Origin of the sequence: Mycolicibacterium neworleansense, from assembly GCF_001245615.1 — a bacterium.
GTDB lineage: Bacteria > Actinomycetota > Actinomycetes > Mycobacteriales > Mycobacteriaceae > Mycobacterium > Mycobacterium neworleansense.
In genome coordinates this window covers 2,651,202-2,669,656 of sequence record NZ_CWKH01000001.1, presented here as the reverse complement: position 1 = coordinate 2,669,656, position 18,455 = coordinate 2,651,202, and the positions used below count along the sequence as shown (strand labels likewise).

Annotated in this window: 27 protein-coding genes; 14 read left to right on the top strand and 13 right to left on the bottom strand. The window is 66.2% G+C overall.

All coding sequences use genetic code 11. The features are described from left to right. The 3 genes from BN2156_RS12725 to BN2156_RS12715 are packed head-to-tail and all read left to right on the top strand — an operon-like array spanning position 1 to position 2,911. Positions 1–687, top strand: a complete 687-nt coding sequence (locus BN2156_RS12725; RefSeq protein WP_210436605.1) for an SDR family oxidoreductase — start codon at positions 1–3, stop codon at positions 685–687. Beyond that, complete coding sequence (locus BN2156_RS30995) at positions 687–1,622, top strand: glycosyltransferase family 9 protein (RefSeq protein ID WP_210436647.1); 936 nt, start codon at positions 687–689, stop codon at positions 1,620–1,622. The genes BN2156_RS12725 and BN2156_RS30995 overlap by 1 nt, the downstream gene beginning before the upstream one ends. Further along, a complete protein-coding gene (locus BN2156_RS12715) occupies positions 1,619–2,911 on the top strand; it encodes a UDP-glucose dehydrogenase family protein (RefSeq protein ID WP_210436604.1) in 1,293 nt (430 codons plus the stop codon). Before BN2156_RS30995 ends, BN2156_RS12715 begins: the two co-directional genes overlap by 4 nt. 9 nt (positions 2,912–2,920) lie before the next feature. Here the strand turns inward: BN2156_RS12715 and BN2156_RS12710 are convergent, their stop codons facing one another. Next, positions 2,921–3,307 (bottom strand): low affinity iron permease family protein, encoded by a 387-nt coding sequence (locus tag BN2156_RS12710; protein WP_090514194.1) that lies wholly within the window; start codon positions 3,305–3,307, stop codon positions 2,921–2,923. Further along, positions 3,304–4,323 (bottom strand): DNA topoisomerase IB, encoded by a 1,020-nt coding sequence (locus BN2156_RS12705; RefSeq protein ID WP_090514191.1) that lies wholly within the window; start codon positions 4,321–4,323, stop codon positions 3,304–3,306. The genes BN2156_RS12710 and BN2156_RS12705 overlap by 4 nt, the downstream gene beginning before the upstream one ends. Before the next feature lie 148 nt (positions 4,324–4,471). On the opposite strand from BN2156_RS12705, the gene BN2156_RS12700 reads away from it, so the two are divergent. After that, positions 4,472–4,879: an ATP-binding protein gene (locus BN2156_RS12700; RefSeq protein WP_090514188.1), complete on the top strand. Its 408-nt coding sequence runs from the start codon at positions 4,472–4,474 to the stop codon at positions 4,877–4,879. Here the strand turns inward: BN2156_RS12700 and BN2156_RS12695 are convergent. The 5 genes from BN2156_RS12695 to BN2156_RS12675 all read right to left on the bottom strand — a co-directional run bounded on the left by BN2156_RS12695 (position 4,876) and on the right by BN2156_RS12675 (position 7,764). Next, the gene (locus tag BN2156_RS12695; RefSeq protein WP_090514185.1) at positions 4,876–5,298 is read right to left on the bottom strand and encodes an STAS domain-containing protein; all 423 of its coding nucleotides are present in this window, start codon (positions 5,296–5,298) and stop codon (positions 4,876–4,878) included. The genes BN2156_RS12700 and BN2156_RS12695 overlap by 4 nt on opposite strands. Positions 5,299–5,598: 300 nt before the next feature. Then, a complete protein-coding gene (locus BN2156_RS12690; protein WP_090514182.1) occupies positions 5,599–6,234 on the bottom strand; it encodes a maleylpyruvate isomerase family mycothiol-dependent enzyme in 636 nt (211 codons plus the stop codon). Continuing rightward, positions 6,231–6,713 (bottom strand): SRPBCC family protein, encoded by a 483-nt coding sequence (locus BN2156_RS12685; RefSeq protein ID WP_090514179.1) that lies wholly within the window; start codon positions 6,711–6,713, stop codon positions 6,231–6,233. Before BN2156_RS12685 ends, BN2156_RS12690 begins: the two co-directional genes overlap by 4 nt. Then, a complete protein-coding gene (locus tag BN2156_RS12680; RefSeq protein WP_090514176.1) occupies positions 6,710–7,030 on the bottom strand; it encodes an ArsR/SmtB family transcription factor in 321 nt (106 codons plus the stop codon). The genes BN2156_RS12685 and BN2156_RS12680 overlap by 4 nt, the downstream gene beginning before the upstream one ends. 44 nt (positions 7,031–7,074) lie before the next feature. After that, complete coding sequence (locus BN2156_RS12675) at positions 7,075–7,764, bottom strand: ArsR/SmtB family transcription factor (protein ID WP_090514173.1); 690 nt, start codon at positions 7,762–7,764, stop codon at positions 7,075–7,077. 83 nt (positions 7,765–7,847) lie between these two features. Here BN2156_RS12675 and BN2156_RS12670 point away from each other — a divergent pair, with 83 nt between their 5' ends. The 6 genes from BN2156_RS12670 to usfY all read left to right on the top strand — a co-directional run bounded on the left by BN2156_RS12670 (position 7,848) and on the right by usfY (position 11,771). Beyond that, the gene (locus tag BN2156_RS12670; protein ID WP_090514170.1) at positions 7,848–9,227 is read left to right on the top strand and encodes an MBL fold metallo-hydrolase; all 1,380 of its coding nucleotides are present in this window, start codon (positions 7,848–7,850) and stop codon (positions 9,225–9,227) included. Continuing rightward, on the top strand, positions 9,224–10,540 hold the full coding sequence (locus BN2156_RS12665; protein WP_090514167.1) for an MFS transporter: 1,317 nt from the start codon (positions 9,224–9,226) through the stop codon (positions 10,538–10,540). Before BN2156_RS12670 ends, BN2156_RS12665 begins: the two co-directional genes overlap by 4 nt. A gap of 30 nt (positions 10,541–10,570) precedes the next feature. Beyond that, on the top strand, positions 10,571–10,804 hold the full coding sequence (locus tag BN2156_RS12660; RefSeq protein ID WP_090514163.1) for a hypothetical protein: 234 nt from the start codon (positions 10,571–10,573) through the stop codon (positions 10,802–10,804). A 7-nt stretch (positions 10,805–10,811) separates the two neighbouring features. Further along, positions 10,812–10,967, top strand: a complete 156-nt coding sequence (locus tag BN2156_RS30885; protein ID WP_090514160.1) for a DUF6131 family protein — start codon at positions 10,812–10,814, stop codon at positions 10,965–10,967. 37 nt (positions 10,968–11,004) lie between these two features. Next, on the top strand, positions 11,005–11,262 hold the full coding sequence (locus tag BN2156_RS12650) for a DUF7218 family protein (RefSeq protein WP_090514157.1): 258 nt from the start codon (positions 11,005–11,007) through the stop codon (positions 11,260–11,262). Positions 11,263–11,462: 200 nt separating this feature from the next. After that, positions 11,463–11,771, top strand: coding sequence for a protein UsfY (usfY, locus tag BN2156_RS12645; protein WP_090514155.1), 309 nt, complete (start codon positions 11,463–11,465; stop codon positions 11,769–11,771). 63 nt (positions 11,772–11,834) lie between these two features. Here usfY and BN2156_RS12640 read toward each other — a convergent pair whose 3' ends face one another. After that, positions 11,835–12,179 carry a hypothetical protein gene (locus BN2156_RS12640; protein ID WP_090514153.1) on the bottom strand — a complete coding sequence of 115 codons (345 nt, stop codon included), beginning with the start codon at positions 12,177–12,179 and terminating at the stop codon, positions 11,835–11,837. Positions 12,180–12,229: 50 nt separating this feature from the next. Here BN2156_RS12640 and BN2156_RS12635 point away from each other — a divergent pair, with 50 nt between their 5' ends. Then, entirely contained in the window at positions 12,230–13,216 is a 987-nt protein-coding gene (locus tag BN2156_RS12635; RefSeq protein ID WP_162490789.1) for an LLM class F420-dependent oxidoreductase, read from the top strand. On the opposite strand, the gene BN2156_RS12630 is transcribed toward BN2156_RS12635, so the two are convergent. Beyond that, positions 13,184–13,729: a DUF6328 family protein gene (locus tag BN2156_RS12630; RefSeq protein ID WP_090514150.1), complete on the bottom strand. Its 546-nt coding sequence runs from the start codon at positions 13,727–13,729 to the stop codon at positions 13,184–13,186. The genes BN2156_RS12635 and BN2156_RS12630 overlap by 33 nt on opposite strands. A gap of 208 nt (positions 13,730–13,937) precedes the next feature. On the opposite strand from BN2156_RS12630, the gene BN2156_RS12625 reads away from it, so the two are divergent. Beyond that, a complete protein-coding gene (locus BN2156_RS12625) occupies positions 13,938–14,372 on the top strand; it encodes an ATP-binding protein (protein WP_090514147.1) in 435 nt (144 codons plus the stop codon). Positions 14,373–14,398: 26 nt separating this feature from the next. Further along, a complete protein-coding gene (locus tag BN2156_RS12620; protein WP_235625359.1) occupies positions 14,399–15,121 on the top strand; it encodes an RNA polymerase sigma factor SigF in 723 nt (240 codons plus the stop codon). Here BN2156_RS12620 and BN2156_RS12615 read toward each other — a convergent pair. Next, positions 15,092–15,514, bottom strand: coding sequence for an STAS domain-containing protein (locus BN2156_RS12615; protein ID WP_090515846.1), 423 nt, complete (start codon positions 15,512–15,514; stop codon positions 15,092–15,094). The genes BN2156_RS12620 and BN2156_RS12615 overlap by 30 nt on opposite strands. Before the next feature lie 196 nt (positions 15,515–15,710). Here BN2156_RS12615 and BN2156_RS12610 point away from each other — a divergent pair, with 196 nt between their 5' ends. Then, complete coding sequence (locus BN2156_RS12610) at positions 15,711–16,256, top strand: nucleotidyltransferase family protein (RefSeq protein WP_090514142.1); 546 nt, start codon at positions 15,711–15,713, stop codon at positions 16,254–16,256. A gap of 8 nt (positions 16,257–16,264) precedes the next feature. On the opposite strand, the gene BN2156_RS12605 is transcribed toward BN2156_RS12610, so the two are convergent. From BN2156_RS12605 to BN2156_RS12595, 3 genes are all read right to left on the bottom strand, one after another. Continuing rightward, positions 16,265–17,014 (bottom strand): SDR family oxidoreductase, encoded by a 750-nt coding sequence (locus tag BN2156_RS12605; RefSeq protein WP_090514139.1) that lies wholly within the window; start codon positions 17,012–17,014, stop codon positions 16,265–16,267. A gap of 108 nt (positions 17,015–17,122) precedes the next feature. Then, positions 17,123–18,118, bottom strand: coding sequence for a malate dehydrogenase (locus tag BN2156_RS12600; RefSeq protein ID WP_090514136.1), 996 nt, complete (start codon positions 18,116–18,118; stop codon positions 17,123–17,125). After that, positions 18,115–18,447 (bottom strand): hypothetical protein, encoded by a 333-nt coding sequence (locus BN2156_RS12595; protein WP_064849307.1) that lies wholly within the window; start codon positions 18,445–18,447, stop codon positions 18,115–18,117. The genes BN2156_RS12600 and BN2156_RS12595 overlap by 4 nt, the downstream gene beginning before the upstream one ends. Positions 18,448–18,455: the final 8 nt, after the last annotated feature.

Here is an 18,455-nt window from a genome sequence, read left to right as displayed (position 1 = left end):
GTGAATCTCGGCAATATCATCATCACCGGCGGGGCCTCGGGTCTGGGCGCTGCGACTGTGGAAGCCGTTGTGCGCCATGGCGGCAGACCCCTGGTGATCGACCGTAAGACCCCGGCCGGCGGTGTCGATTTCCAGTGTGCGGATCTGGCGGACACCGCGGCCGTCGACGCCGCGGTGCAGGCGTTGGCCGACCAGGCCGGCGGCGTCATCGACGGCGTTTTCACCGCGGCCGGCGTGGACTCCTGCGGCAAGCTCGGTGACGTGCCGGCCAAGGACTGGGAACGGGTTGTTCACGTCAACCTGCTCGGTACCGTCGCGGTGATCCGCGCGGCGCTGCCGTACCTCAAGTCCAGCGGTGGACGCATCGTGACCTGTGCGTCCACCCTCGGGATCAAAGCGGTCAGCGATGCAACGGCATACTGCGCCTCGAAGTTCGCAGTCGTGGGATTCAGCCGGGCGCTGGCGGCCGAATTGGCCGGTGAGGTCGGGGTGACCACCCTGATCCCCGGCGGCATGTACACGCCGTTCTTCGACGGACGGGACGAGCAGTACAAGCCGCCGCCGGAAGCCAAGCTCAACGAGCCCGCCCACGTCGCCGAGACGGTGGTGTTCGCCCTGTCCCAGCCGCCCGGATGTGAGGTGCGGGAACTGGTGGTGTGTTCTTCCACGGAATCGTCGTGGCCGTGATGGCCCCGCACGACATCCTTGTGCTGCGGGCGCTGGGGCTGGGGGACCTGATGACGGGGATCCCCGCCCTGCGCGGCTTGCGGCGAGCCTTTCCGGGCGCCCGGATCGTGCTGGCCGCGCCCGAGCGATTTCGTGAGCTCGCGATGCTGTCCGGCACCGTTACCGACGTGGACCCGACACCGGCGCTCGGCCGGTTGCAGCCGCGGTCACGCGGGCCGGATGTGGCCGTCAACCTCCACGGCAGCGGGCCGGAGAGCATCGCCGATCTCCTTACGCTGCAACCGAAATCAATGGTAAGTCACCGCCACGCCCGATATCCGGAGTTGGCCGGCCCGCCCTGGCGTACCGATCTGCACGAGGTCGATCGCTGGTGTCATCTCATGGAATGGCATGGCATCGAATGCGATCGGCAGGATCTGGCGATTGAGCGGCCGCCCGGTTATCCGGACCGATCCGGAGTGGTGGTGATCCACCCCGGCGCGGCGTTTCCGTCTCGCCGGTGGCCCGCGGAGCGCTATGCCGCGGTCGCGGCGGCGGTGCGCGAGGCCGGGCACGACGTCGTGGTGACGGGCGACGCCGGTGAATTCGACTTGGCCCGCTCGGTCGTCGAACAGGCGGGTCTGCCCGAATCGGCCAATTTGGCAGGCACTCTCGACCTACTCGGTCTGGTCGCACTGGTCAACGACTGTCGGCTGCTGATCTGTGGTGACACCGGTGTCGGCCACGTCGCAACTGCCACCGGCACCCCGTCGGTACTGCTGTTCGGCCCCACACCGCCCAGCCGATGGGGTCCGCCGGGAACCGGGCCGCACGTGGCGCTCTGGGCCGGAGATTGTGGCGACCCGCACGGCGAGCGGCCCGACAGCGGCCTGCTGTTGCTCACAGTCAGTCGTGTGATCGACGCGGTGCACGGGTTGCTGGAGGAACGAAGGTGAAGGTCGGTGTTGTCGGTGCGGGTTACGTCGGTCTGACCACAGCTGTGTGTCTGGCCGAGCGACGGAACGACACCGTGTGCGTGGATATCGATGGCGACCGGGTGGCGCGGCTGGCAACGGGCGACACTCCTGTCGACGAACCGGGCCTGGCGGAGCTGCTGAGGGCCGGACTGAATTCCGGCACGTTGAGATTCAGCGGCGACTACACCGCACTGGCGGACCGGGACGTCGTGTTCGTCTGTGTGCCGACACCGAGTGCGATCGACGGTTCGGCCGATCTGAGTGCGGTCGATGCGGCCGTGGAGAAACTTGCCGGAATACTGGAACCCGGTGCGGTTCTGGCGGTGAAGTCGACCGTTCCGGTCGGCACCACGCGCCGGTTGACCGAGCGGCTGTGCGGCCGGCAGGTGCGGACAGTGTCCAACCCGGAGTTCCTGCGGGAAAGCCATGCGGTCTACGACTTCCGGAATCCGGACCGGATCTTGATCGGGGCCGACGACGGGGCCGCGGCCGACACGGTGGAGCAGCTCTACGATGCCGGCGCAGGCGCGGCGTTGCGCATGAGCCCCGAGAGCGCGGAGTTGGCCAAATATGCCAGCAATGCCTTTCTGGCCGTGAAGGTTTCCTACGCCAACTCGCTGGCCCAACTGTGCGCGCGGCTCGGAGCGGACATCGGCGACGTCACGCGGTGCATGGGCGCCGACATTCGGATCGGACGTCACTTTCTTCAGCCGGGCCCGGGCTGGGGTGGCTCGTGTCTGCCCAAGGACACCGCCGCACTGCTGCACACCGGCCACGGCTACGGGGTCGAACTGGCCGAGGTGTCGGCGGCCTGTCAGACCAATGCCGCGCAAACCGGTCGCATCGTGGACACGCTGCACCGGACGATGTCGGTACCGCTTTCCGATGCACGGATCACCGCACTCGGCTTGACCTTCAAAGCAGGAACGTGTGACGTACGGGATTCGCCGGCGTTGGCGGTGTGCGGCGATCTCAGCGGAGCGGGGGCCCAGATCGCCGGGTATGACCCGAGATTGGGCATGATGGATCACGGCGTGTTGCGCCGCTCCGGTGTCGCGGCGGTCGATGACCCGTACCTGGCCACCAAGGGGGCCGACGCGATCGTGGTGTTCACGGAATGGCCCGAGTTCCGGGACGTGAACTGGCCACGGGTGGCCGAGCAGGCGCCGTCGGCGGTGGTGGTCGACACCCGCAACGTTCTCGACCCGATCGCCGTAACCGCAGCGGGGTTGCGGTACCTGGGCAACGGGCGCCCCGGCGGTTTCTGATGTGGCGGTTCAGGTCCGATGGTGCAGCTCGTCGTGTAGTTGCTCCTGGTCGGAGACCTCTTGATCCTCGAGGTCGACGAAGTCTTCCTTGGCGTGGGTGGTCGCCTGAATCAGCTCGTCGAGCTTGATGAGGACCGCGGAGGTTTCCCGATTTGTGGTGTGCTGCAGGACAAACAACATCGGCACAGTCACCATGGCGGCTGCCGAGTGTACGAACACCTGCCACCAGTGGTCGAACCCCACAGCAGCCCCGATGATCAGGTAGACGATCATGCTGGCCGTCACCGCCATTGCCGTCCACCGCGCGCCGGCCCACCGGCTCAACACATCCAGCAAAGTGGTCGCTGCTTGCGACGCACTTTCGGCCTTGCCGGCCTGGTTCGGTTCTCGGGTCATGTTCGCCTACCCATCTTCCTGATCAGCCGGGCCGTGCTGCCCTCCAGGATCGCCTGACGTTTGTCGCTGTTCCGGACGCGGGCAGCGCGGCGCGCGCCGGCCGCGATCGTCACCCCGGCTCGATATGCATCGACCACGCGGGGATCGACGTACGCGCTGCGGGTGACGGCGGGGGTGTTACCCAGGGAATGGGCAACTTCGCGCATCACCGCGGATTCGACGCGTTTGACCACCTTGTCGTCTACCGGAGGGTCGGCCTCGACGAACGCCTCGGCCGCCAACACCGTGCCATGCCAGGTCCGGAGATCTTTCACGGTGTAGTCAGCACCGACCATCTCTTTGAAACGCAGATTGAGATCCTGGGCGTGGACCTCTGTCCACTCCGAGGAGTGGTGATAAGCCAGCAGGCGATCGCCGTTTCCCCGGCTCCGTTGGAGCGATCGGACGGCACGCACCACCGCTGGATCCTCGACCAGCAGTGTGCGCCGTACCCCGCTCTTGGCCGGATAGTCGAATTCGACCGCATCCGAGCGGATGGTGATGTGGTCACGCAGCAGGGTGGCGATGCCGAAGGAGTTGTTCTCCTCGGCGTACTGGTCCCCGCCGGCGCGGAAGTACCCGAGGTCCAGCAGTCGTAGCCCGAGCGCCAGCACCCGATCGCGGCCCAGCCCACGCCGTCGCAGATCGCTCGCGATGTGAGCGCGCCAATCGACCAGCGTCGTCGACAACTCGAGTACCCGGTCGAACTTCTCCTCAGCGCGCTCGTCCTGCCACTGGGAGTGATAGATGTACTGGCGTCGGCCGGCCACATCGGTACCGACGGCCTGGATGTGCCCATTGGGGTGCGGGCAGATCCACACCTTCTTCCATGCCGGTGGGATGACGAGTTCGTCGATCCGTTGCAGCGTCACGGAATCGGTGACGGGGGCTCCATCGGCGTCACGGTACTGGAACCCGCGGCCGCGGCGGACGCGCCGCAAGCCCGGCCCGCCGACGATACTGCGACGCAGCCTCATCAGGTCCGAACCCCTGGTTTGACTACTGGGCAACCGTGGGTACGCGACAGACATGTCAACCGACCGGGCATCGAGCCCTCCGCTTACTGTGCTGCACGGTCGGCGAATACCCCACTGGGGATCTGGTTACACGCGCGGAGCGGGCGCTGTGGAACTCCGGGTGCCGGCCCGGCCCGATGCACTGGCCATGGTCAGAGCCATGACGCGGTGCCTGGCCAACTATGAAGACCTGAACGGCGATACGGCAGCCAACCTTGAGTTGGCGGTTGATGAAGCGTGCACCGCACTGATCGACATGGCCCCGGCCGGAGCCGCCCTGGTGCTGGTCGAAGACCCTCGGGCACGCGAACTCAACGTTCGGGTGTCGACGGCCTGTGACGGTTCCCGTAGCCACCCCGACCGACCGGCCCTGAGCGGTTTCAGCCGTCGGGTACTGGAGGCGTTGACCGAGAAGGTCGAAACCTTCGTCGCCGACGTCGAGCACAACGGCACGAGCTGTCCGGCACTCGGCATTTCGCTGACGATCCGGCGGCGATGGGCCGCGGCAGGCCCCTAACGATGCACGTTCACCAGCTCTAGCTGACGTGGCTGATCGCGCAGCATCGACAGCGCGGCAGGCAGTCCGGTGGAAGTCGGCAGAGCTCGGGCGGGATCGCAGATCCCCAGGACCCGGGAGACGGCGGCGCTCGGGATCAGTACCCAGTCGACGTTCTCGCCGGCGCACCGCACGTTGAGGGTGTGTAGGCAGGCGAAGCAGCCGGCGCCGAAGAACTCGACCTCACTCAGATCGAGGACGATTTGTCTGCTCGGCCTGCAGTGCCGGAATCCGCATTCCGTCAGTTCAGCGGCATTGGATGCGTCCAGCTCGCCATGGACGCTGATGACCGCGGTGGCCGGTGAGAGCCACTGGGCGCAGAATTGCGCGCGCGCGTGGTCATGGGGCGCGGTTTGTTTCGCGACGTTTGTGGTGGACATTGTGACTCCTCAGTAGGACTACTGTGGTCACGTCACTCTTTAGGCTCTGTGGGCTCAAAACCCCTGGACACAGGGGATATCACAACCCTGCACCCGATGACGTTCCGGGGCGGCTGTGAACTCAACCTGTCTTGGACTCTACGCCCCATCAAGGGCTCGAACAACGATTATGGGGTCCCGAGATCTTGGTGCACCCCACCGGCCACACCCGCAACATCGCGACGAGCGGATTCTGAAGTGCATAGTACGCGGGACCGAGGACAGACCTCGCGCACGGTGTCAAACTGCTAGGGGCACAGTTTATTTCGTTGATCCGAGTCGGCCGAGGAGGGTGGCTGCGCCCGGGCCGGTCAGTTCCGCGGCGGCTTGTCGGCGACCGGTCATGGCAAGCAGCAGGGCCTCGCCGGTGCCGGTGACCTCGGGCCCGGTGCCGTGCTCCCAGCCGATGTCGGTGGCCCGCAGATGCAGGCCGCGAATGCGCCGGCCCGCACCGAGCCGCGGGTTGCCGGGCACCAGCGGCAGGATGCGTTGCAGTCGCTGCATGGGCACCGCGCGGGGGCGCCCGAGTGCGCGGCGGATGTCCTGATGGTGGACGGTTCCGTCGACCAGGCCGATCATGCCGCCGAATCCGGCGGTCAGGCCGCGCGGCCGTAAGTGCTGGTTGAGAAACGCGAGCAGCTCATCGGTCGACATGGTCGAGTATTCGGCGACGCCGACTTCGTTGGCTCGCACCACCAGTCCCTTCGCGAAGCGCTTGAACAACCCCGCAAGATTGAGATCCTCGTAGCTGATGACGTGCGCCACAACATCTTTCACGGTCCAACCGGAGCACAACGACTCTGTCTGCCATTCCTCGGGGGTCAAGGTCGCCAGGAATTCGGCAAGGTCGGCCCGCTCGTCACGGGCCAGATCCATCAGGGGCGGCTCGGCGTTCATCGCGATGCTTCCTGGGTGATCACCTCGACGTAACGGTCAAGGTAGAGCGGCCATCCGGCATCGCCGCCGACCCCGTCGGCCACCGACCGCCAGCCCTCACCGTGGCGCTCGAGGTGTCGATGCTCCAACTCGACCCGGGTGCGATCGGCGCTTTCCGGGATGAACCGGATTTCCACCTCGCTGGTGCGATTCGGATCGGATTCGATCTGCCACGTCGGTCCGATGTCCCAGGAGAAGACGACGCGGTTGGGCGGTTCGTAGTTCAGGACCCGCGCCCAAGCGCAACGGCTGCCGTCGGTCCCGACGTCGTAGATGTGGCCGCCGACGTAGGGCTCGAAGACGGTCCGCTCGATCGGTACCGGCAGCAGGTTGTGTTCGCGCGGTTTGATCGTGTCGAACCGATCGATGAACACTGTGAACGCCCGGGCCACCGCTGCATGGACGACAACGCTCTTCCGGATGGGTTCGGGGTGTGTCACTTCGGCTGTTCCTCCTGCTCGACGATGTTCTTGTAGGCGTCCAGCGCCTGGCCCCAGAAGGTGTCCAACTCGGCGCGTAGCGCCGCGACACCGTCGGGGTCGACGTGGTAGACGCGACGTGTCCCGACGGCCCGATCACATACCAGCCCAGCGCTTTTCAGCACCTTGAGATGCTGTGAGACCGCCGGCCGGCTGATCGGTAGGTCGCGGGCGAGCTCGCCCACCGCCATCGGTCCCGCTGCCAATCGCCTGACGATGGCCCGCCGGCTGCGATCGGCCAGGGCGGCCCATGGATCGGTCAAAGGGTAAGTCACCACGAACGGTTAGTCTACGCTTACCGATACTGGGCGTCGAGAAGCTGCTATTGGCTGGGCGCTGCGGCCACGGGCAGCTGCGCAAGGCGCCACTCGAGCATGCCGTCATTGAGTCGGACCGGTCGGAGGCCATGCTGGGCGAGGAGCCTTACCGCGTCGTAGGCGAAGGCGCAATATTCTCCGCGGCAATACACGACGATGTCGGCGTCGGTGGGTAACTCGCCGATCCGTTCCTCGAGTTCATCGACCGGAATCGATACGGCGCCGGGGATATGCCCGGCCCGGTATTCCTCGGCCGGGCGGACATCGAGAATCATTGCGCCCTCGGCGGCGCGCTCGGGAAGCTGTTCTCGATCGATCGTCCCGATTGCCGCGGTATCCGACTGTCCGGACAGCAGGTAATTGTCGCGGGCTGCGGGTACTTCGGCTTGATGTGCCGCTGCGACGTTGCGCAACAGTGCGAACAGCTGCGCCACGTCATCGCCGGCCAGTCGGTAGTAGATCCTCACGCCGCTGCGCTGGGTGGCGACGAACCCGGCCTGTTTGAGCGTCTGCAGATGGGCTGATGCCGTCGTCAGGTTCAGGCCGGCGGCCTTGGCTAGCGAATCGACGGTGCGCTCACCTTGGCTCAGCAGGTCGAGCAACTCCAATCGCGAAGCGTTCGACAGGGCTTTCCCCGATACGGCGAACGCTTCGTAGAGCCGTAGCTTCGCTGGGGACTTTTCTCCAAGCAGCATATTCCACCTTTCCATGGATTAATGTAGCCTGTGTGTCAAGGTTGCGCCATCTCGTGGCGCGGCACTGGGCCGGGAGAACGGGCATGGCTTTCAGCGACGAGCATCTGATCCCGTTGGTCGACGGGGGACTCGGAAACAGCTCATACCTCGTCAACCTCGGCGACGGCCGGGCATTGGCGGTCGACGCCAGCCGTGATCTGCGGGCCCTGCGGCAAGCGGCGACGCGCCGGGGGCTCACCATCGCCTTCGCCGCCGACACCCATCTCCATGCCGACTTCCTGTCCGGGGCGGTGCAGCTGCACCACGACACCGGGGCGCAGATCGTGGCGTCGGCCGCCGGGCATCGCAGCTTCGATCACATTGGAGTGCGCGACGGCGATGAAATCGACTTGGGGGGATTGCGTTTGCGGGCGTGGGCTACCCCCGGCCACACCGACGAGCACGTGGCGTTCCTGCTTCTCGACGGCGATCGGGAGGTGGGGATGTTCACCGGCGGATCGTTGATCGTGGGATCCGCGGCACGGACCGACCTACTCGGACCTGATCGTGTCGAGGAATTGACCCGCGCCCAGTACCGGTCCCTGCAGCGGCTTGCCACCCTGTCCGACGATGTCGCCGTGTGGCCCACCCACGGTGCCGGATCATTCTGCTCCGCCCCGCCCGGCGCTGAGCGCATCAGCACCATCGGTGAACAGAAACGCAGCAACTCGCTGCTGACTGCCAATGACGAGGACCGCTTTGTCGCCGATCTGCTGACCAGCTTGGGTAGCTACCCCGACTACTTTCGGCGATTGACCGAGCACAACCGTCGTGGCCCGTCGATCATGCCCGGCGCCCCCGCGCTCAAAAACCTCGGAATCAACCAATTCGACGCGGTCCTGGATGCCGGCGCCGTTGTCGTCGATGTCCGCTCGCCTGCCGCGTTCGCCGCGGGACATATTCCCGGGGCGCTGTCGGTCTCACTGCGGGATCAGTTCGCCACCTGGCTGGGCTGGCTCGTCGACGACGACAAGCCCGTCGTGTTCGTCACCGAGGCAGGTCAAGACCCGGCTGAAATCGGTTGGCAGGCCTACAAAATCGGGTATGAACGGCTCGCCGGCATCCTGGCGAGTGGCATGGACACCTGGCGCGCAGACGGCAGGCCGCAGCGTGAACTGACTTTCGCCGCCGCCGACAAGCTGCTAGACCGGCCTTTCCTCGATGTCCGCCAAGATGCCGAATTCCGCTCAGGCCATGTGGGCGGTGCCGTGCACATCGAACTCGGGGTGTTGCGCCACCGCTTTTCCGACGTTCCAGATGGTGCCGTCGTCGCCTGCGGACACGGTGAACGCGCGATGACGGCGGCGAGTCTTCTGCGCCGCTACGGCCGCGACGATCTGGCCGTCCTCAACGGTGGCCCCGGCGACTACTCCGCTGCCGACGGCCGGGAGTTGGTCAGTGGAAGGGAACACCCGGCCCGATGACCGGCGGCATCCATTCCGATGGTCGGCAGATACGGCTCGGGCTGCGGGAAAACTGGCTGCAATTCACCTTTTTGGTCATCGTCAACGCCTGCGTGGGCGGTCTGGTGGGCCTGGAGCGGACCACGGTGCCCGTCATCGGTACTGAAGTGTTCGGCCTGACCAACGATCTCGCTGTCTTCGCGTTCATCATCGCGTTCGGAATCACCAAGGCGTTGACCAACCTCGCTGCTGGAGCGTTGACGGCGCGCTTCACCCGCAAGCAGCTGTTGCTGGCCGGATGGGCGTTGGGCGTCCCGGTGCCGTTCATGCTCGCCTGGGGCTCGTCGTGGTGGTGGGTCATCGGCGCAAACGTGCTTCTGGGGCTCAATCAGGGGCTGGCCTGGTCGATGACGGTCAACATGAAGATCGATCTGGTCGGCCCGCGGCAACGTGGACTGGCCACCGGTCTCAATGAGGCGGCCGGCTACGCCGCGGTGGGTGCCACCGCCCTACTCACCGGTTACCTGGCGACGGTCTACGGCTTACGTCCGGCACCCGAGCTGATCGGGGTGGTGTTCGTTGCCGCCGGGCTGGGATTGTCGCTGATCGTGCGCGACACAGCGGACCATGTCGCTGTCGAGCTGGCTACTCACCCACTCGCTGAACATGTTGATTCGCAACGCTTCTGGGAAACCTTCGCCAGGACGTCGTGGACTGATCGGCGGCTCCGCGGGGTCAGTCAGGCGGGGTTGGTCAACAACCTCAACGACGGCCTCACCTGGGGTGTGTTCCCGTTGCTGTTCATCGATCACGGCCTCGGCCTGGCCGCGGTCGGGCTCATCAAAGGCGTGTACCCCCTGCTGTGGGGGCTGGGGCAGATCCCGACCGGCCACTTCGCCGATCGCATCGGACGCAAACCACTGATCGTCTGGGGCATGCTCACGCAATCCATCGGGTTCGTGCTCGCGCTCGTTTTGCTGAACTGGCCGTTGCTGGCCGGCATCACATCGGCTATCGCACTCGGAATCGGCACCGCGATGGTCTATCCCGCGCTGATCGCGTCGATCTCGGATCGCGCCCACCCGAACTGGCGCGCCAACGCGCTGGGTGCATACAGGTTCTGGCGTGACATCGGCTACGCAATCGGGGCGTTGGTCGCGGGTGTGCTCGCCGATGCCCTCAATCTGAACGCCACCGTCATGGCGGCAGCCGTGCTCACGGCCGGCTCCGGACTGCTGGCCGCTCGCTGGATCACCGACCTGCCGATACACCGCGCGCGGCTGTCTTGCAAGCATGAAACCCGGGCTTGCCGCACGGTTTGCCTGCATGTTTGACCCGCGCGTCAGCGGGGTACATCGCATGCCATGAGACTTGGTGGATTGTTCGGAACACTCGTGCTCATCTGGTTGATCATCGGTGTGGTGGCGGCCTGGCAGCGCGACTATTTCCATGGTGGCTCAACGAACTGCGCGACCGCGGGCGCCATCGCGCTCACGGTCCTGGCCGGCCCGCTCAACTACGCGGGCGTCAATCCGAAGGTGGACGAATGTCGTTTGCCACAACCCAGCGCGATGCCATCCATCGCAGCGGTGAATTGAGGTCGCCATGATTCTGCTCGGTGCAATTCTGCTCATCCTCGGCCTGGTCTTCGACATCTACCTGCTGTGGGTGGCCGGCGTGATCCTGCTGGTCATCGGTGCGGTGTTCTGGCTGCTCGGAGCCATCGGGCGGCCGGTCGCCGGACGGCGCAGCTGGTACTGACGCATCGAAGACGTCATCAACGACAAGGAGGTGTCTGATGCCGAATCCGTCTATCAAGGACGAAAAGCTCTACGAGGAGTTGCGCGACGAGGGCAACTCGAAGGAAAAAGCAGCCCGGATCTCCAACGCCGCGGCCGCCAGGGGTCGTTCGAGCGTCGGCCGCGCGGGCGGCAAGTCGGGTTCCTACGACGACTGGACGGTCGATGATCTGCGTGGCCGGGCGAAAAAACTTGGACTCAAAGGGTATTCCGGCAAGAACAAGCGCGAGCTGATCGGGATGCTCCGGAACCATTGACCGCCTGGCCCAGGGGAGGCCCACCCACGGCCCCGCAACACCGTAGCGGGGCCGTGGCGTCGGGATTGTGGCCTGAGCAGGGCATCTGCCCTCAGTCGCGATGATCGTGCCGTTTTGCTCGCCAGAGCTGCCCAGGAGTTCTACCGTGGAGACAGCCCATGCACGGCAGGTGGGGCGAGAAGTGGCGGGAAGGAGCAGCCATGCACGGTCCCAAAGACCCAGTTGACCACGCCCGGACAACCCGGCCACATGCCGGCGAGTCGATGAAGGACAACGTCATCATGCCCGCGCTGATACTGATCTTCGTGGGATTGGTGTTGTTCGTCGGCACCTTGGCGGCGTTCGCCACCGGGCATCCCGACGTCGGTCTGACCGTAGGCACGTTGTCCGCGGCCGGGTTCATCGTCGGATCGATGTGGTTGGCGATCGAGCACCTGCGGGTGCGACGCATCGAAGATCGCTGGTACACAGACCATCCCGGCGTGATGAGGCAACGGCCGAGCAGCTGAGGCCCGCGTCCGGCGACCCGGCCGCCGAGCGGCCGGGCTGTCGTCCTGCTGTGCGGCCCGGATTCAGAAGGTCAGTGCCAGTACCGCGAAATCGATTGCCAACAGGGCCAATCCGATCAGCGGGACCAGTACCCCATACCGCAGCCGCGCGGTGAAGATCGACACGGCGATCGTGACCACCGGTACCACGAGCGCGCCGTAGAACAGGATCCCGAACCAGAATTCGCCCGGGCCTTCGTCCGCGCACACCTCGCCGGTGCATCCGGCCATGCTCATCACCGCACCCATGCCATACAGAAACACCGCGATAGCCGCGGGGACGGTCAACACGACCAGCACCCAGGTCATCGAGATCCGCATCCGCCGCTCGCCGTTGTGCTGTGTCTGCAGAGTCTGTGATTCGGTCATGGCGTCCGCATACCCAGTTTCGCGGTGTTCTGCACGGGTATTCCAGCGACATGGCCAGATTCGGATACACCTTGATGACCGAGCAGAGCGGCCCACGACAGCTCGTTGACTACGCGGTGGCAGCAGAGCAGGCGGGTTTCGACTTCGAAGTGAGCAGTGACCACTACAGCCCGTGGCTGGCCAGCCAGGGGCACGCTCCCAACGCCTGGCCAGTGCTGGGTGCGGTAGCCCACGCCACCCAGACCGTGCAGCTCTACTCGTACGTGACCTGTCCGACGATCAGGTATCACCCGGCGATCATCGCCCAGCAGGCGGCCACCGTGCAGATCCTGGCCGACGGCCGGTTCACCCTCGGCCTCGGCAGCGGTGAGAATCTCAACGAACACGTCGTGGGACAGGGCTGGCCCACCGTCGAACGCCGTCTCGACATGCTCGCCGAGGCGATCAAGCTGATCCGTGAACTGCTCAGCGGGGAGCTGATCGATTTCAGGGGCGAGTTCTACGAGGCGGACTCCGCGCGCATCTGGGATGTACCGGAAGTCCCGGTGACGATCGCAGTCTCGATGACCGGCCAGAAATCCGTCGAAAAGCTGGCCGTGGCCGCCGATCATCTGATCAACGTCGCACCCGACCGGGACATCGTCGAGGGCTGGCAAGAGCGCAGGCACGCCACCGGTGTGCTCCCCGAGGGACGGGTCATCGGGCAGGTGCCGGTGTGCTGGGATCCCGACCGTGACGCCGCCGTCGAGCGGGCGCACGACCAGTTCCGCTGGTTCGGGGGTGGTTGGGCCGTCAACGCAGACCTGCCGACGCCTGCCGGATTCGCCGCGGCAACCCGGTTTGTGCGCCCAGAGGACGTGGCGGAAGCGATCCCCTGTGGACCCGACCTGGATGCGATCGTCGCGGCGGTGAAGCCGTACCTCGATTCAGGATTCACCGATGTCGCCCTGGTGCAGATCGGTGACGAGGGCCAACAACGTTTTCTCGACCAAGCGGCGAAACCGCTACTGGCTGCGCTGCGCGCCGAGTTCGACTGAGGAACCGATCGACATCGGATGACCCAATCGCATCGCGAACGGCAGCACCAGCCAGATGCCGACGAACGTCAGCAGCGCGACGGCCCCGGCGATCACCCCGGCCTCGCGCCCGGCCACCGTGTCGAAGATCAACTCCGTCACCCCGGCCATCGCCAGGCCCAGCAATACCAGCCCGAAGAATGCGCACCGGTGCGCCGCGGAGACCAGCAGGTTCAACCGGTGCCTGCGGAACAGGATGCGGTGCATGCCGACCGGGGCGACCAGCAGCGCGGTGGCCGCGGCCGAACACGCCACCGTCACCAGATAGAGGATCCGCATGGGCTCGTCGAGCATCGAGAACCGTTCCTGGAACGGCAGAGTCAACAACAGGCCGGTGAGCAATTGAACGCCGGTCTGCACGACGCGCAGTTCCTGCAGCAGGCTGCTCCAGTTGCGGTCCAGCCGTTCGGCTTCCGTTTCGTGGCGGGCGCTCTGGTCCCAGGGCTGATCCAGCTCGGGGCGGTCCGGATCCATACTGTCGATAATCCCACGTTCGTCACAGGTTTCGGGTTGCGCCGCGATGGGCATCCCTGGCCGGAGGTCCCAGGCGGGGCCGCATCAGGGCGCAGAAAGGAACGGCAGTGTCGAAGTCGAGACCGACATCGAGTCGCCGGGGCAGGGCGGTCCCGTGAGGCAAGGATCCCAGCTGGGATACTGTCGGTCCGAGATGCCGGGAGGTGAGATGGCCGACGAACAGGGCCAACCCAAGCCGCCGAAGCGCGCGGAGCGGTCGGTGGAGATTCGGGTCGCTGCGAGGCTGGAGAACCTGGCCGTAGTGCGCACCCTTGTAGCTGCGGTGGCAGCCTTTGAAGACCTTGACTTCGACGTCGTCGCTGATCTGCGGCTGGCCGTGGACGAGGCTTGCACGGCTCTGATCCGGGCCGCCGTCCCGGATTCGGGCCTGCATTTGACCGTTGACCCGGGCGACGAATCGGTGGTGATCACCGCTTCCGCCACCTGCACGGGCGCCGCGGTGGTGGAACCGGGCAGCTTCAGCTGGCATGTGTTGAGCTCGCTGACCGACGCCGTCACCACCTTCACCGACGGTGACGGGCCCGACGCCGGCCAGGTATTCGGCATCACCCTGACGACGAGACGAGCGAGCCTGCTGAGGTGACGTCGGAATATGCGGACGTTCGCGACATGTTTCGCGAACTCAGCGAACTGTCCGAGGACTCGTCGGCCTACGAACGCCAACGTGAGCGGATCGTCGAGCGGTGCCTGCCGCTCGCCGACCACATCGCGCGGCGGTTCGACGGCCGAGGCGAGCCTCGGGAAGACTTGACCCAGGTGGCGCGGGTCGGCCTGGTCAACGCGGTCAACCGATTTGACGTGGAGGCCGGATCGGACTTCGTTTCGTTCGCGGTGCCGACGATCATGGGGGAGGTCCGGCGCCACTTCCGGGACAACAGCTGGTCGGTGAAGGTGCCGCGGCGGCTCAAGGAACTGCACCTGCGGCTCGGCGCGGCGACTGCCGAGCTGTCGCAGCGGCTGGGCCGCGCCCCGACCGCCTCCGAGCTTGCCGACGAGCTCGGCATGGACCGCGAAGAGGTGATCGAAGGGCTCGTCGCGGGCAGTTCGTACAACACCCTGTCGATCGACGGCGGCGGCGGGGGCGACGAGGACGCACCGGCGATAGTTGACACGCTCGGCGACGTGGACACCGGCCTGGATCAGATCGACAATCGAGAAACGTTGCGGCCGTTGCTCGCTCAGCTACCCGAGCGGGAACGAACGGTACTGTTGCTGCGGTTCTTCGAATCCATGACGCAGACGCAGATCGCCGAGCGTGTCGGTGTCTCGCAGATGCACGTATCGCGGCTGTTGGCGAAATCGCTAGCGCGACTTCGTGACCAGCTGCAGTAGCGGGGTCTTGCCGTTCAGCGTGGACAGTGCCGCCGCCACGCTGTAGCACGTGTGCAACTCTGAATTCGGGTCGCAGATACGCAGTAGCCGGCTCACCGCCTTGCTGGGCACCAACACCCAGTCGACCGACGTGGTCGAGCAGTGGGTGTCCATCGCTCTGAGGGCGGAAAACCCTGCGGTACCGAAGAACTCGATATCGGTGAGGTCGACCGCGACCTGCTTGGCCTTGCCGGTGTGCTGCAACGCGTAGTCCGCGAATTCGGCAGCGTTGACGGCATCGATCTCGCCGTGGGCGCTGATCACCGCCGTTGACGGCGGCAGCCAGCACGTAGCAAACGTCGCAGGCGATTCGTCGGTCCGATCGATCAGTGCGTTCGTCGAGAAGACGGTCATGGACGGCTCCATCAGTCGTAATACATGTATTCGTACTGTTGGTGCGGCGTCAGTCGACAAGATGCGAGTTCTCCGCGCGTATGTCGATGACGCTCGCTACGGCTGTGAACTCAACCTGTAACGGACCCTACCGCGATCAAGGTCACCGGACAATTTGTCTGAGTGGATTCTTAGACTCCGAGGTCAGACTGTTCGCATGCCGAACGCCGACGCAGTTGCCGGGGTGGTGCTGGCCGCCGGCGCCGGCAGCCGCTTCGGGATGCCGAAAGTTCTTGCCGATGAAGGCGATTGGCTTGCGCGGGCGGTGAGCGCGCTCGATGAGGGCGGTTGTGACGACGTGATCGTGGTGCTGGGTGCCGCGATGGTCGAGGTACCCGCGCCGGCTCGCGCGGTGGTGGCCACCCGCTGGGCCGAGGGCATGAGCGCTTCGGTTCGCGAAGGGCTGCATGCCGCCGGTCCGGCCGCATGGGTCGTCCTGCACACCGTCGACACCCCGGATGTCGGCGCCCGCGTCGTGACCCGGGTGCTGCGCGCGGCGCGCGGCGCCGAATCCGGCCTGGCCCGCGCCACCTACGACGGCCGCCCCGGTCACCCCGTCGTCGTGGCGCACAGGCACGTGGCGGCGTTGTCCGCCGCGATGCGCGGCGACCAGGGGGCCCGGGCGTTCCTGCGCGGCCGTGCCGACGTCGTTGCCGTGGAATGCGGTGACCTGGCCACCGGCCTGGACATCGACGAACGCTGACGGGCCCATCAGCGGAAGGCGTAACCGCCGTCTGGGAAAAGGGTGGAACCGGTGGTGATCCGGCTGCTCAGCAGGTAGCCCACCGACTGCGCGATCTCATCCTCGTCGGCCAACCGTCCGATGGTGGAGGCGTCGCGATAGGCGGCGAACGCCTGTTCCCGGATCGCGGGATCGCGTTGGCTCCACAGATTGCCCTCGACCGTGCCAGGGGCGATCGCGTTGACGGTCACCGGCGCCAATTCCACAGCCAAACCGCGGGCCAGGCCTTCGATCGCAGCGTTCGCCGCGCTGTACGCAGGAGCGACCGCGGCCGGGCGGGCACTGGCGGCGCCCGACATCAACACGATCGCGGCGTCAGGGCTCAGCATCGGAATCGCCGACTTGACCACGCGGTACTGCCCCCAGAACTTGGAGTCGAACGCTGTGGCGGCCTGGTCCACACTGAGCCGGGCCATCGGACCGGTCAGGTAGTCGGCGGCGGTGGTGAACAGGCCGTGGACGGAGCCGAATCTGGTACCGACGAAATCGAAGAACGCGTCGATCGAATCCTGGTCAGCGGTATCGACCTGATGCCAACCGGCTTGCGGGCCGAGGGTTGCCGCGGCGGCGGCCAGTCGTTCGGGCGTGCGCCCACCCAACACGACCGTGCCCTTCCCCGCAGTGACCAGGCGGGCGGTAGCCAGACCGATGCCTGAACCACCGCCGATGAGGACGATGGTCCGGCCTGCGAACGGGTGTGCCGAAGGATGAGATGGCATGCGCAGAGGCTAGAAGATCACAGTGCGGCCGAGCCGCCACACCATACAGTCCGGGGTGCCGGCCTGCCTATTCCGCACGATTCACGGTGGGTGAAAGCCGCCGACGGACTACAGCAGGCCCAACCGTTCGACCGCGTGGCGCTCGTCGAGCAGCTCGGCCACCGAGGCATCGATACGGGCCCGGGAGAACTCGTTGATCTCCAGCCCCTCCACGATCTTCCACGCACCGTCAATGGCCCGCACCGGCAACGAGGCCACCACACCCTCGGGCACTCCGTAGACACCGGGGGAGGGCAGCGCCACCGAGGTCCAGTCGTCGGGGTCGGTGCCGTCCACCCAGTCCCGGACATGATCGATGGCGGCGTTGGCGGCCGATGCCGCCGATGAGGTGCCGCGGGCCTCGATGATCGCGGTACCGCGGGTGGCCACGGTCGGAATGAAATCATCGGTCAGCCAATTGGTGTCGGCCGCATAGTCGGATCCCGGCCGCCCGTCTACGACCGCGTGGAAGATATCGGGGTACATGGTCGGCGAGTGGTTGCCCCAGACCGTCACCCGCGACACATCGGTGACGTGCACACCGGCGTGGGTGGCCAGCGCCGCGACGGCTCGGTTGTGGTCGAGCCGGGTCAGCGCGGTGAATCGCTCAGCCGGGATGTCGGGCGCATGGGCCGCGGCCACCAGCGCGTTGGTGTTCGCCGGGTTGCCGACCACGACGACGCGTACATCCCTGGCCGCGCCGGAATTGAGGGCCTTGCCGGACTCGGCGAAGATCGCGGCGTTGGCCGCCAGCAGGTCGGCACGCTCCATGCCTTTACTGCGGGGCCTGGCCCCGACCAGCAGCGCGACGTCGACGCCGTCGAACGCGCGCACCGGGTCGTCGTGGATCTCGATGTCGACCAGCAGATCGAAGGCACTGTCGACGAGCTCCATGACGACGCCTTCGGCCGCGCGGATCGCCGAAGGCAGCTCCAGCAGGCGCAGCTTCACGGGTACGTCGCGTCCCAGCAGGGCGCCGGCCCCGATGCGGAACAGGGCGGCATAACCGATCTGGCCGGCCGCGCCGGTGACCGTGACTACCTTGGGGTTCGCGGGCGTGCTCACGTGTGCACCTCCAGCCCGAGCACCTGCGTCGCGTATCGCCGGACGGTGTCCTCCGATATGGCGGCGGCGTCCTCGAAGCCGGGGCGGCCGCGACTGCTCAGGAATCCGGTGACGGGATCGAGGATGACCTCGGCGAGCAGCTCCCCGGTGGTCGGTTCGCATACCGCCCAGGTGTAACGGGTGTCGTCGGCCCAGCCGTCCGCCGCGTCGTGAACGTAGTCCAGGTCGTCCTCGCCCAGATCGGTGAGCGCGGGCCGGTCGTCGACGCGGTCATCGGCACGCAATCCGCGCAGATACCACTGGCCGTTGTTGATCTCCACAGGTTCCACAGGACCCA